Origin of the sequence: Thermomonas mangrovi, from assembly GCF_028201335.1 — a bacterium.
Taxonomy (GTDB): domain Bacteria; phylum Pseudomonadota; class Gammaproteobacteria; order Xanthomonadales; family Xanthomonadaceae; genus Thermomonas; species Thermomonas mangrovi.
Map to the genome: position 1 here is coordinate 402,062 of NZ_JAPEVV010000001.1, position 13,059 is coordinate 415,120.

Annotated in this window: 7 protein-coding genes; 3 read left to right on the forward strand and 4 right to left on the reverse strand. The window is 70.7% G+C overall.

Annotated elements, in window-relative coordinates:
* The 4 genes from ON759_RS01985 to ON759_RS02000 are packed head-to-tail and all read right to left on the reverse strand — an operon-like array spanning nt 1 to nt 5,862.
* Nucleotides 1-1,140, reverse strand: coding sequence for a prephenate dehydrogenase (locus ON759_RS01985; RefSeq protein ID WP_271678668.1), 1,140 nt, complete (start codon nt 1,138-1,140; stop codon nt 1-3).
* Nucleotides 1,137-3,824 (reverse strand): methionine synthase, encoded by a 2,688-nt coding sequence (gene metH, locus ON759_RS01990; RefSeq protein ID WP_271678669.1) that lies wholly within the window; start codon nt 3,822-3,824, stop codon nt 1,137-1,139. The genes ON759_RS01985 and metH overlap by 4 nt, the downstream gene beginning before the upstream one ends.
* Nucleotides 3,821-4,921: a homocysteine S-methyltransferase family protein gene (locus ON759_RS01995; RefSeq protein WP_271678670.1), complete on the reverse strand. Its 1,101-nt coding sequence runs from the start codon at nt 4,919-4,921 to the stop codon at nt 3,821-3,823. Before ON759_RS01995 ends, metH begins: the two co-directional genes overlap by 4 nt.
* A gap of 11 nt (nt 4,922-4,932) precedes the next feature.
* Nucleotides 4,933-5,862, reverse strand: coding sequence for an ArsR/SmtB family transcription factor (locus ON759_RS02000; protein ID WP_271679013.1), 930 nt, complete (start codon nt 5,860-5,862; stop codon nt 4,933-4,935).
* Nucleotides 5,863-5,966: 104 nt separating this feature from the next.
* Between ON759_RS02000 and ON759_RS02005 the strand changes: the two genes are divergently transcribed.
* From ON759_RS02005 to ON759_RS02015, 3 genes are all read left to right on the forward strand, one after another.
* On the forward strand, nt 5,967-7,148 hold the full coding sequence (locus ON759_RS02005; RefSeq protein ID WP_284698475.1) for an acyl-CoA dehydrogenase family protein: 1,182 nt from the start codon (nt 5,967-5,969) through the stop codon (nt 7,146-7,148).
* A 103-nt stretch (nt 7,149-7,251) separates the two neighbouring features.
* Entirely contained in the window at nt 7,252-12,186 is a 4,935-nt protein-coding gene (locus tag ON759_RS02010; RefSeq protein ID WP_271678672.1) for an NAD-glutamate dehydrogenase, read from the forward strand.
* Between the two features lie 79 nt (nt 12,187-12,265).
* A complete protein-coding gene (locus tag ON759_RS02015) occupies nt 12,266-13,036 on the forward strand; it encodes an NAD kinase (RefSeq protein WP_271678673.1) in 771 nt (256 codons plus the stop codon).
* The last annotated feature ends 23 nt before the right edge of the window (nt 13,037-13,059 follow it).

Genomic DNA, 13,059 nt, shown 5'->3' on the forward strand with positions numbered 1-13,059 from the left:
TCAGGCGTCGTCGCGCGCCTCCAGCACGCGGCCGATGCCGGCATCCTCGACTTCGGCGCGCAGCAGCGCCAGCGAGACCGGCAACCGGTCCAGCCCGATCCGGAAATGCAGCTCGCCCTCGGGCGTTCGCGAGGAATGGATCGACGCCAGGTTCACCCCGAGCCGTTCGAACACCGCGAGCAAGGCGCGCAGTGAGCCCGGGCGGTCCTCCGGCAGGTAGACGCTGAGGAAGCGGGCGGCATCGAGGTCGGCCTGCAGGTAGCCCATGCGTTCGAAGCCATGGCTGCGCGCGGCCAGCGCGTCCGCGCCGAACCAGGCCGCCGGTTCCGCCAGGAAGCGCTGGCGCAGCGTGGTGCGCGCCGCCTCGTCGCCGCGGGCGACCGCATCGCGCAGTGCCGCTGTTGCGTCCGCCAGCCGCTCCAGCACCGGGAGGACGTCCGGGTTGCCGAACTGGATGTCCTCGTAGATCGCCGGGTTGCCGGCGAGGATGCGGCCGGTCACGGTGAGGTCGAGTTCGTGGCCGACCGTGCGCAAGGCATGCAGCGCGGGCATGCCGCCGGCCTCGGCGGCGCAGCGGCGCAGCACGTCGGCTTGCGCGAGGTGGCTGGCGTGGACCAGGCCCTGCACCAGCGCCATCGCGCGGTCGTGCGCGGCCGGCGCGATCTCCACGCAGTCGGCGCGCAGCGCGGCCAGCAGTGCATCCAGCCACGGTGCCCAGCGCGCCACGCGGGCGCGGCAGACCGCGAGCGTGCGGCCCTCCAGGGTGCCGATCTTCGGCGGCGCGGCCATTGGGTGCAGGCCGGCGACGTCGGCGCGCGAGCCGAGCATGGCCGCGACCGGCGCCTGCTTGATCGAAGTGAGGTCGAGCCACAGCGCGCCGGCCTCGCCGCCGTCGGCGTGCGCGATGCAGGACTCGATCACCGCCACCGTGCGCCGGATCGGCACGCTGAAGACCAGCACGTCGACCTGGCGTGCCAGTTCCGCCGGCGTCGGCGAACCGGGGTCGGCGATGTCGCTGCCGCGCACCTGTAGGCCCATCCGCCGTTCCAGGAAGCGCGCCAGCCAGCGTCCGTAGGCACCGGCGTGGCCGACGATGCCGACCAGCGGCGGCTTGCCGTCCGGGCCGGGCAGGGCGTTCATTCGGGGTCGTAGTCCAGGTTTGCGGCGAGCCAGCGCTCGGCCTGCCGCAGCGACACGCCCTTGCGCCGCGCATAGTCCTCGACCTGCTCCTTCGACACCCGCCCGACCACGAAGTAGCGGCTTTGCGGATGGCTGAAGTAATAGCCGGACACCGCCGCGGTGGGCAGCATCGCGAAGCTTTCGGTGAGCTGCATGCCGGCGTTGCCCGGTGCATCCAGCAGGCGGAACAGGGTGGCCTTCTCGCTGTGGTCGGGGCAGGCCGGATAGCCGGGCGCGGGGCGGATGCCACGGTAGGCCTCGGCGATCAGCGCCTCGTTGTCCAGCGCTTCGTCGGCGGCATAGCCCCAGAACTCGGTGCGCACGCGCTGGTGCAGGCGCTCGGCCAGGGCTTCGGCCAGGCGGTCGGCCAGCGCCTTCAGCAGGATGGCGTTGTAGTCGTCGTGGTCGGCCTCGAAGCGGGCCACGTGCGGCTCGATGCCGATGCCCGCGGTCACCGCGAACGCGCCGATCCAGTCCTGGATGCCGCGGCCCTCGGGGGCGATGAAGTCGGCGAGGCAGACGTCCGGGCGTTCCACCGGCTTGTCCACCTGCTGGCGCAGGAAATGCAGGAGGGTGGACCCGCCACCGGCATCGACGCGCACGTCGTCGCCGATGCGCTGCGCCGGCCACAGGCCGAACACCGCCCTCGCGGTCAGCCACCGTTCTGCCACGATGCGATCGAGCATCGCCAGCGCGTCGCGATGCAGGGCGCTGGCCTGCGCGCCCACCACCGGGTCGGCGAGGATCGCCGGGTACTTGCCGGCGAGTTCCCAGGCCTGGAAGAACGGCGTCCAGTCGATGCAGGCGACCAGTTCGGACAGCGGATAGTCGTCGAACACGTGCAGGCCCGGCTGCCGCGGCGCGGGCGGGACGTAGGTGTCCCAGCCGCCATCGAAGGCCTGCGCGCGCGCCTTCTCCAACGACACCAGGCGCCGCGCATCGCCGCGGTCGCGGTGGCGCTGGCGGATCTCGGCGAAGTCGGCGTCGTTGGCGGCGATGAAGGGCGCGCGCAGGTCGGCCGACACCAGCGACTGGGCCACGCCGACCGCGCGCGACGCATCCTTCACCCACACCGTGGGCGCCTGGTAATGCGGGTCGATCTTGAGCGCGGTATGCGCGCGCGAGGTCGTCGCCCCGCCGATCATCAAGGGCAGGGTGAAACCCTGGCGCTGCATCTCGCGGGCGACGTGGCTCATCTCCTCCAGCGACGGCGTGATCAGCCCGGACAGGCCGATGAGGTCGGCGCCGACTTCGCGCGCGGTGTCCAGGATCTTCTGCGCCGGCACCATCACGCCAAGGTCGACGACGTCGAAGTTGTTGCAGGCCAGGACCACGCCGACGATGTTCTTGCCGATGTCGTGGACGTCGCCCTTGACCGTGGCCATCACGATCCGGCCATTCGACTTGCCGACGTCTCCGGTCCGGCGCTTTTCCTCCTCGATGTAGGGCAGCAGGTGGGCGACCGCCTTCTTCATCACCCGCGCCGACTTCACCACCTGCGGCAGGAACATCTTCCCGGCGCCGAACAGGTCGCCGACCACGTTCATGCCGTCCATCAGCGGGCCTTCGATCACGTCCAGCGGGCGCGCGGCCAACACCCGCGCTTCCTCGGTGTCGGCCTCGATCCACGCATCCAGGCCGTGCACCAGCGCGTGGCCCAGGCGTTCGCGCACCGGCAGCCCGCGCCAGCGCAGGTCCTCGGCCTTCTTCTCGCCCTTCCTGCCCTTGAAACGGTCGGCGATCTCCAGCAGGCGCTCGGTGCCGTCGCTGCGGCGGTTGAGGACCACGTCCTCGACGCGCTCGCGCAGGTCGGGGTCCAGGTCGTCGTACAGCGGCAGCGCGCCGGCGTTGACGATGCCCATGTCCATGCCGGCGCGGATCGCGTGGTACAGGAACACCACGTGGATCGCCTGCCGCACCGCCTCGTTGCCGCGGAAGCTGAAGCTGACGTTCGACACGCCGCCGGAGACATGGCAGGCCGGGAAGCGGCGCTTCAGCTCGCGGGTGGCCTCGATGAAGGCCACCGCGTAGCCATCGTGCTCCTCGATGCCGGTGGCGATCGCGAACACATTGGGATCGAAGACGATGTCCTCGGGCGGGAAGCCGACTGCTTCGGTCAGCAGCCGGAAGGCGCGCGAACAGATCTCGACCTTGCGTGCGACGGTGTCGGCCTGGCCCTGTTCGTCGAAGGCCATCACCACGACGGCCGCGCCGTAGCGGCGCACCAGCCGCGCCTGGCGCAGGAACTCGGCTTCGCCTTCCTTCAGCGAGATCGAATTGACGATGCCCTTGCCCTGCAGGCATTTCAGCCCGGCCTCGATCACCGACCACTTCGAGCTGTCGACCATCACCGGCACGCGGGCGATGTCGGGCTCGGCGGCGATCAGGTTGAGGAACGCGACCATCGCCTGCTCGCTGTCGAGCAGGCCCTCGTCCATGTTGACGTCGATGACCTGCGCGCCGTTCTCGACCTGCTGGCGGGCCACTGCGACGGCTTCGTCGTAGCGGCCTTCCAGGATCAGTTTCTTGAACTGCGCGCTACCGGTGACGTTGGTGCGCTCGCCGACGTTGACGAAGTTGGTCTGCGGGGTGATCAGCAGCGGTTCCAGCCCGGCCAGGCGGGTATGGCGGGGCAGCGCGCTCATGCCGCGTCCGCCAGCGCCGGCACCTGCCGCGGGGGCAGGCCGCGCACCGCCGCCGCGATCGCCGCGATGTGCGCCGGGGTGGTCCCGCAGCAACCGCCGACGAGGTTCAACAGGCCGCTGTCGGCGAATTCGCGCAGCACCGCGGCCATGTCCTCGGGGGTTTCGTCGTAGCCGCCGAAGGCGTTCGGCAGACCGGCGTTGGGATGCGCGCTCACATGGGTATCGGCGACCTGGGCGAGCACGTCCACGTGCTGGCGCAGGTCCTTCGCGCCGAGCGCGCAGTTGAGCCCGATCGCAAGCGGCCGCGCATGCCGCAGCGAATACCAGAAGGCCTCCGCGGTCTGCCCGGACAGCGTGCGTCCGGAGGCGTCGGTGATGGTGCCGGAGACCAGCACCGGCAGGCGCGCGCCGAGTTCCGCGAAGACATCGTCGATCGCGAACAGCGCCGCCTTGGCGTTGAGGGTGTCGAACACGGTTTCGACCATCAGCACGTCGGCGCCGCCCTCGACCAGGCCGCGCGCGGCCTCGCGGTAGGCCTCGGCCAGGGTGTCGAAATCGATCGCGCGGAAGCCCGGGCGGTTGACGTCGGGCGACAGCGAGGCGGTGCGGCTGGTCGGCCCGAGCACGCCGATCGCGAAGCGCGGCTGCGACGGATCGCGGGCCTCGGCCTCGTCGCAGGCGGCGCGCGCGAGGCGGGCGCCCTCGCGGTTCAGCTCGCGCGCCAGGTGCTGCAGGCCGTAATCGGCCAGCGAGATCGAGGTCGAGTTGAAGGTGTTGGTCTCGACCAGGTCGGCGCCGGCCGCGAGGTAGTCGCGGTGGATGCCGAGGATCAGGTCGGGCCGGGTCAGGCTGAGCAGGTCGTTGTTGCCGCGCTGGTCGTGGCTGGCGCAGGCGCAACCACCGTCGTGCGCATGGCCGTCTGCCGACCACAGGGCGTCGAAACCTTCGGCGAAGCGTGCGCCGCGGTAGTCGGCTTCCTGCAGGCCATGGCGCTGGATCATGGTGCCCATGGCACCGTCGATGACCAGGATGCGTTCGCGCAGGGCGGCCTCGAGGCGGGCCACGCGCGCCGGGTCGCGCCAGGGCAGGGTGTCCATGCGGGCGTCCTTCAGGGCCGGGTCGCGATCAGCGAGATCACTTCGAAGTGCGGCGGGCGCCGCTCGCGGGTGACCGACTCCACGTTGCCCACCGCAAGGCCGGCTTTCTCGGCGAACTTGCGCAGCTCGCGCGCGCTGAAGCCGAGGTTGACGTGCCCGAAGGCCTGCACCGCGCTGCGGTGTTCGTGGCGGGCGAGGCTGGATAGCAGCAGGCGGCCGCCCGGTCGCAGCACGCGCGCGGCTTCGGCCACCGCCTGCGCCGGCTTGTCGGCATAGGTCAGCGCGTGCATCAGCACCACCAGGTCGAAGCTGGCGGCGGCGAACGGCAGGGCGTGCATGTCGCCCTCGCGCACCTCCACGTTGGGGTAGCGGCGCAGGCGTTCGCTGGCCGCGGCGACCACGCGCTGGCTGGCATCGATGCAGACGTAGCGGCCCGCGTGCGGCGCCAGCAGTTCGGCCAGCACGCCGTCGCCGGAGGCGATGTCGAGCACGTCGCCGGGCTCCAGCAGGGGCAGCGCGCTGCGCGCCAGCGCTTCCCAGGTGCGGCCGGGCGAGTAGTGCCGCTCCATGTCGCCGGCGACGCTGTCCGCCCAGTTCTGGTCGGCGGCGCGCATCGCCAGCACGCCCGGGACGCGCTCGGCGTCCTGGCGCAGCAGGGGATCGTCGCTGCCGGCGCTGATCGAGGCCCACAACGCACGCTGCGCGGGATCGAGGGCGTCTTCCTCGTAGCGGTAGTAGGCCGACACCCCGGCGCGACGGTCGCGGACCAGGCCGGCTTCCTTGAGCTTGGCGAGGTGGGTGGAGACCCGTGGTTGCGCGAGCTGGGTGATCGCGGAGAGTTCGGCCACGGTCAGCTCCTCGCGCGCCAGCAGGGCCAGCAGCCGCACGCGGGTGGCGTCGGCGAAGACCTTGAGCCGGCTCGACCAGCCTTCGAGATCCATCTTCATCTTTCCATCGCGATCCAAAGATAAGTGTCGTCCGCCGGGCGCCCGCGGTCAAGCGAAGGCGGGCGACGGGGTGGGGTTTGGCAGGGGCCGGCGGTACAATGATTTCGTTTGCAACGAACGCGGAGCGTGCCGTGGATTTTGGCTTCACCGAAGAACAGTTGATGCTGCAGGACGTGGCCCGGCGCATCGCGCAGGAGAAGATCGCGCCCAGCGCGGAACACCACGACCGGACCGGCGAATTCCCGCTGGAGAACATCCGCACCCTGGGCGAGAACGGCCTGATGGGCATCGAGGTGCCGGCCGAGTACGGCGGCGCCGGGATGGACCCGGTCAGCTACGTGCTGGCGATGGTCGAGATCGCGGCGGCCGACGCCGCGCACAGCACCATCGTCTCGGTGAACAACTCGCTGTTCTGCAACGGCATCCTGACCTTCGGCACCGAGGCGCAGAAGCAGTTGTACGTGCGCGCGATCGCGGAAGGCCGCGAGATCGGCGCGTTCGCGCTGACCGAGCCGCAGTCGGGTTCCGATGCCACCGCGATGCGCTGCAAGGCCGTGAAGCAGGCCGACGGCAGCTACGTGGTCAACGGCAAGAAGAGCTGGATCACCTCCGGTCCGGTGGCCAAGTACATCGTGCTGTTCGCGATGACCGACCCCGACAAGGGCGCGCGCGGGATCACCGCGTTCATGATCGACACCGACCGCCCCGGCTTCCATCGCGGCAAGACCGAGCCGAAGCTGGGCATCCGCGCCTCCGCCACCTGCGAGATCGAGTTCACCGACTACGTGGTCCAGGCCGACGAGGTGCTGGGCGAGGAGGGCCACGGCTTCAAGATCGCGATGGGCGTGCTGGACGCCGGCCGCATCGGCATCGCCAGCCAGGCCATCGGCCTCGCCCGCGCCGCCTACGAGGCGACGCTGGCCTACGTGCGCGAGCGCAAGGCCTTCGGCCAGCCGATCGGTGCGTTCCAGATGACCCAGGCCAAGATCGCCGACATGAAGTGCAAGCTGGACGCGGCGCTGCTGCTGACGCTGCGCGCGGCGTGGCTGAAGGGGCAGGGCCAGCGCTTCACCACCGAGGCGTCGGTGGCCAAGCTGACCGCCTCCGAGGCGGCGATGTGGATCACCCACCAGGCGCTGCAGATCCACGGCGGCATGGGCTACTCGAAGGAGATGCCGATCGAGCGCTACTTCCGCGACGCCAAGATCACCGAGATCTACGAAGGCACCAGCGAGATCCAGCGGCTGGTGATCGCCCGCCACGAGACCGGCCTGCGCTGAGCCGCACCTCCCGACCCCGCAAGGCCGCGTCCCCGCGGCCCTCGCCGAACAGACCCCGTTGCCGCGCTTGCGCGGCGTTCGTCCATCCAAGGCACACTCCGCGATGACCCGACAGAACGACCAGGGCGACTCCGCCCCGACCCAGGCGATCCTCGCCGCCCTCGCCAAGCGCGTCCCGAAGTCCGGCCTCGCCGAGGCCCAGGCCTTCGCCCGCGGCTTCTACCGCCGCATGGACGGCGACGAGTTCGGCCAGCACGGCGCCGAGGGCTGGGCGGCGCTGGCCGCCGACATGCTGGATTTCGTGCGTACCCGCAAACGCGGCACCGCGCGCGTGCGGCTGTTCAACCCGACCCTCGCCACCCATGGCTGGGAGTCGCCGCACACGGTGGTCCAGCTGGCCAACGACGACATGCCGTTCCTGGTGGATTCGGTGACCATCGCGCTGGCCGAGCGCGGCATCGGCGTGCACGTGCTGGGCCACCCGGTGCTGCGCCTGCTGCGCGACAAGGCCGGCAAGCTGAAGGCGGTGGGCGAGGGCGAGGCCGAATCGCTGATGCACCTCGAGGTCGACCGCATGCCGCAGGCCTCGATGGCGGCGGTGAAGGCCGCGCTCGAGCAGGTGCTGGCGGACGTGCGCGCGATCGTGGCCGACTGGGAGCCGATGCGCGACCGCATGCTGGCGGTGGCCGACGAACTCGCCAGCCGGCGCCTGCCGGTCTCCGACGAGGGCCGCCGCGAGGCGCAGGAATTCCTGCGTTGGGCCGCCGACGAGCATTTCACCTTCCTCGGCTACCGCGAGTACCGGGTGGAGAAGCAGGGCAAGGACGAGGTCCTCGCCGCGGTCGACGGCAGCGGGCTGGGCCTGCTGCGCGGCAAGGACGCGAGCGCGCCGCGCGCGCTGAAGTCGCTGGCCGCGCACTACATGCCGCAGTCGGGCTCGGTGGAGGCGCTGATCCTCACCAAGACCAATGCGCGCGCCACCGTGCACCGCCGCGGCTACATGGACTACATCGGCGTCCTCGGCTTCGACGCCAAGGGCAAGCCGGTCAGCGAGCAGCGCTTCCTGGGCCTGTACACCTCGGGCGCCTACAACCGCCGCCCGTGGGACATCCCGCTGGTGCGCCAGCGCCATGACCACGTGATGCGCGCGTCGGGCCTGGATCCGGCCAGCCACAGCGGCAAGGCGCTGCGCCACATCCTCGAGACCCTGCCGCGCGACGAGCTGTTCCAGTCCGGCGAGGAGGAACTCGCGCAGACCGCGATGGGCATCCTCGGCCTGCAGGAACGCGTGCGCAGCAAGCTGTTCGTGCGCCGCGACCGCTACGGCCGCTACTTCTCCGCGCTGGCCTACATCCCGCGCGACCGCATGAGCACCCAGGTCCGCCATCGCATCGAGGCGATGCTGAAGGACGCGCTGGGCGGCGAGCAGGTCGACACCACCGTGCAGATCGGGCAGTCGCCGCTGGCGCAGCTGCACATGATCGTGCGCCCGGTCGAAGGCAGCGCCGCCGAGGTCGACCTGCCGGCGCTGGAAGCCGGTCTGGCCGAGATCGTGCGCGACTGGCGCGACGGCCTGCGCGAGCAGCTGGTGGCCCGCCACGGCGAGGAAGCCGGGCTGAAGCTGCTGGAGCGCTACGGCCGCGCCCTGCCGGCGGGCTACATCGAGGAAGTGAGCCCCGAGGTCGCGGCGACCGACGTCGACTGCCTTGCCGCGCTCGCCGGCCCGGACGACCTGCGCCTGTCGCTGTACCGCCGCAAGGATGCCGGCCTGCGCTTCAAGCTGTACCGCCAGCTCGACGACATCCCGCTGTCGGACGCGCTGCCGATGATGGAGAACATGGGCCTGCGTGTGATCTCGGAGCATCCGTACCGGGTCGACGCCGACGGCGACGTCAGCTTCATCCAGGACTTCGAGGTCGAACCGCTGCTGGCCGGCGGCTTCGACATCGACGCGATCGACCAGAACTTCGAGGACGCGTTCGCGCGGATCTGGCGCGGCGACGCCGAGAACGACGGCTTCAACCGCCTGGTGCTGGCCGCCGGCCTGTCCTGGCGGCAGGTCGCGATGCTGCGCGCCTACTGCAAGTACCTGCTGCAGGTCGGGGTGCCGTTCTCGCAGAGCTACATGGAGGCCACCCTCGCGCGCTACCCGCTGCTGGCGCGCTTGCTGGTGGAGCTGTTCGAGGCCCGCTTCGACCCGCGCACCGGCCACGAGAGCGATGCCGAGATCAAGCAGGGCATGAGCCGCTTCGGCGCGCAGCTGAAGGCGCTCGCCGCCGGCGACGAGGCCGCGATGTCCGCCTTGAAGTCGCTGGTCGCCGCGCGCGCCAAGGGCCGCGCCGAACAGACGGAAGCGGCGCGTTCGGCGCTGCTCGGCCTGCTCGACCGCGTCGCCAGCCTCGACGAGGACCGCATCCTGCGCAGCTTCATCGGGGTGATCGACGCCACCCTGCGCACCAGCTACTACATCGACTACGCCGGTGGCGTGCGCAAGGACGGCGGCCCGGCGGACTACGTCAGCTACAAGCTGGATTCGTCGAAGGTGCCGGACCTGCCGAAGCCGCGGCCGTACCGCGAGATCTGGGTCTGCGGTCCGCGCGTTGAAGGCATCCACCTGCGCTTCGGGCCGGTCGCGCGCGGCGGCCTGCGCTGGTCCGACCGCCGCGAGGACTTCCGCACCGAGGTGCTGGGCCTGGTCAAGGCGCAGATGGTGAAGAACACCGTGATCGTGCCGGTGGGCAGCAAGGGCGGTTTCTTCTGCAAGCAGTCGCCGGACCCGGCGCAGGACCGCGACGCCTGGTTCAACGAGGGCGTGGCCTGCTACAAGCGCTTCATCAACGGCCTGCTTGACGTCACCGACAACCTGTCCGCGGACGGCAAGGTGCTGCCGCCGGCCGGCGTGGTCCGCCACGATGGCGACGACCCGTACCTGGTGGTCGCCGCCGACAAGGGCACCGCGACCTTCTCCGACATCGCCAACGGCATCGCCCAGGCGCACGGCTTCTGGCTCGACGACGCCTTCGCATCCGGCGGTTCGGTGGGCTACGACCACAAGGGCATGGGCATCACCGCGCGCGGCGCGTGGGAGTCGGTGAAGCGCCACTTCCGCGCGCTCGGCCGCGACAGCCAGAAGCAGGACTTCACCTGCGTGGGCATCGGCGACATGTCCGGCGACGTGTTCGGCAACGGCATGCTGTTGAGCAAGCACATCCGCCTGGTGGCCGCGTTCGACCACCGCCACATCTTCCTCGACCCGACCCCGGACGCGGCGGCGACGTTCAAGGAACGCGCGCGCATGTTCAAGCTGCCGCGTTCGAGCTGGGAGGACTACGACAAGGCGCTGATCAGCAAGGGCGGCGGCGTGTGGCCGCGCAGCGCCAAGTCCATCCCGCTGTCGGCGGAGGCGAAGGCGGCGCTGGGCATCGAGTCCGACGCCACCGCGATGAGCCCGAACGAGCTGATGAACGCGATCCTGCGCGCGCCGGTGGACCTGCTGTGGAACGGCGGCATCGGCACCTACGTGAAGTCGAGCCGCGAGAACAACGCCGACGTCGGCGACCGCGCCAACAACGCGCTGCGCGTGGACGGCAACCAGTTGCGCTGCAAGGTGGTGGGCGAGGGCGGCAACCTCGGCCTGACCCAGCTCGGGCGCATCGAGGCGGCGCTGCACGGCGTGCTGCTCAACACCGACTTCATCGACAACTCCGCCGGCGTGGACACCTCCGACCACGAGGTGAACATCAAGATCCTGCTCAACGCGGAGGTGCGCCGGAAGAAGCTCAAGCTCGGCGAGCGCAATGCGCTGCTGGCCTCGATGACCGACGAGGTCGCGCAGCTGGTGCTCAACGACAACTACCGGCAGAACCAGGCGCTGAGCCTGATGGAGCGGATGAGCCTGTCCCGGCTGGGTTCCAAGCAGCACTTCATCCGCACGCTGGAGGCGCAGGGCCTGCTCGATCGCCAGATCGAGTTCCTGCCGTCCGACGCCGAGATCGCGGAACGCAAGGCGCGCGGCCAGGGCCTGACCCGGCCGGAGCTGTCCGTGCTCCTCTCGTACTCGAAGCTGGTGGCGTTCCAGCAACTGCTGGACTCCGACGTGCCCGAGGATGCGTACCTCTCGAAGGAACTCGAGCGCTACTTCCCGGCCCCGCTGCAGGCCAAGTACGCCAAGGGCATGCAGCAGCACCGCCTGAAGCGCGAGATCATCGCCACTGCGGTGACCAACTCCACCATCAACCGGATGGGCGCCACCTTCCTGCTGCGCATGCAGGAAGACAGCGGCCGCAGCCCGGGCGAGGTGGCCAAGGCGTTCACCATCACCCGCGAGACGCTGGATGCCCGCGAGCTGTGGGCGCAGATCGACGCGCTCGACGGCAAGGTCGCCGAGTCCGCGCAGATCGACGCCCTGCAGGTGATCTGGGAACTGCAGCGCGGCTTCACCCGCTGGCTGCTGTCGCGCCCCGGCGCGATCCCGGACATCACCACCGCGGTCGCGCGCTACCACGACGGGTTCCGCGACATCCGCGCGGGCGAGGGTATCCTGCCGCCATCGCAGCGACCGGCGTACGAGGCCAGCCGCAAGGACTGGCGCGCGAAGGGCCTGCCCGCCGCGCTCGCCGACCAGTTGGCGGCGTTGCCGTACCTGGAGGCCAGCCCGGACATCATCGAACTCGCACGCGAGCGCAAGCTGCGCCCGATCGAAGTGGCCAAGGTCTACTTCCGCCTCGGCGATGCCCTGCGCGAACCTTGGCTGCGCGAGCAGATCGAGGCGCTGAAGGTCGAGGGGCGCTGGCATGCGGTCGCCCGCGGCGTGCTGCGCGACGAACTCGCCGCGCAGATGCGCGCGCTCACGAACCAGGTGCTGGCGATGCCGGGCAAGGATGCGGATGCCAAGGTCGGCGCGTGGATGGCGCGCGACGACCAGAGCCTGCGCTTCACCCTGGCCATGCTCGGCGAGCTCGCCGCGCAGAAGTCGCTGGACTACCCGACGGCCTCCGTCGCGGTGCAGCGCCTCGCGCAGCTGGCCAGCCGCGGCTGAGTGCCCGGACCCGGCCGATGCGCCTGCGTCGTCGGCCGGGTCCCTGCCATCGGATGCCCGCTGCGGGTAAGCTCGCGGCATGAGCACGCCGCGCCTCGCCCTGCTGGCCAGCCCCACCGACGACGCCCAGGCCGCGTTCTCCGCGCTCTCGGCGCGCCACGGCACGCATCCGCCGCAGGAGGCCGACGTGCTGGTCGCGCTCGGCGGCGACGGCTTCATGCTGCAGACGCTGCACCGGCATGGCGGCCTCTGCAAACCGGTGTACGGCATGAAGCTGGGTACCGTCGGTTTCCTGATGAACCAGTTCCGCGAGGGCGACGACCTGCTCGCGCGGCTGGCCGCCGCCGAACCCGCCGTGCTGCATCCGTTGGAGATGCTCGCGCAGACCGAATCCGGGGCCAGCGTCGGTTCGCTCGCCTACAACGAGGTCTCCCTGTTGCGGCAGACGCGGCAGGCTGCGCACGTCGGCATCGAGTTGAACGGCCAGGTCCGCCTCGACGAACTGATCTGCGACGGGGTGATGGTGGCCACGCCGGCGGGCAGCACCGCCTACAACTTCTCCGCCAGCGGGCCGATCCTGCCGCTCGGCGCCAACGTGATGGCGCTGACCCCGATCGCGCCGTTCCGCCCTCGGCGCTGGCGTGGCGCGGTGCTCAAGTCCGGGACCGAGGTGCGCTTCCGCGTGCTGGATCCGCTCAAGCGCCCGGTCAGCGCCACCGCCGACTCGCACGAGGTGCGCGACGTGACCGAGGTGCTGGTGCGCGAGTCGCGCGACCGCAAGGTCACGCTGCTGTTCGATCCCGAGCACAACCTCGAAGAACGGATCCTCAGCGAACAGTTCATGAGCTGAGCGCGTCGCAGCCGCTGCGACGC

What these genes read in the sequence shown, in the direction of transcription:
- ON759_RS01985 (WP_271678668.1), bottom strand. Translation starts at nt 1,140, where the DNA reads ATGAACGCCCTGCCCGGCCCGGACGGCAAGCCGCCGCTGGTCGGCATC.
- metH (WP_271678669.1), bottom strand. Translation starts at nt 3,824, where the DNA reads ATGAGCGCGCTGCCCCGCCATACCCGCCTGGCCGGGCTGGAACCGCTG.
- ON759_RS01995 (WP_271678670.1), bottom strand. Translation starts at nt 4,921, where the DNA reads ATGGACACCCTGCCCTGGCGCGACCCGGCGCGCGTGGCCCGCCTCGAG.
- ON759_RS02000 (WP_271679013.1), bottom strand. Translation starts at nt 5,862, where the DNA reads ATGGATCTCGAAGGCTGGTCGAGCCGGCTCAAGGTCTTCGCCGACGCC.
- ON759_RS02005 (WP_284698475.1), top strand. Translation starts at nt 5,967, where the DNA reads ATGATTTCGTTTGCAACGAACGCGGAGCGTGCCGTGGATTTTGGCTTC.
- ON759_RS02010 (WP_271678672.1), top strand. Translation starts at nt 7,252, where the DNA reads ATGACCCGACAGAACGACCAGGGCGACTCCGCCCCGACCCAGGCGATC.
- ON759_RS02015 (WP_271678673.1), top strand. Translation starts at nt 12,266, where the DNA reads ATGAGCACGCCGCGCCTCGCCCTGCTGGCCAGCCCCACCGACGACGCC.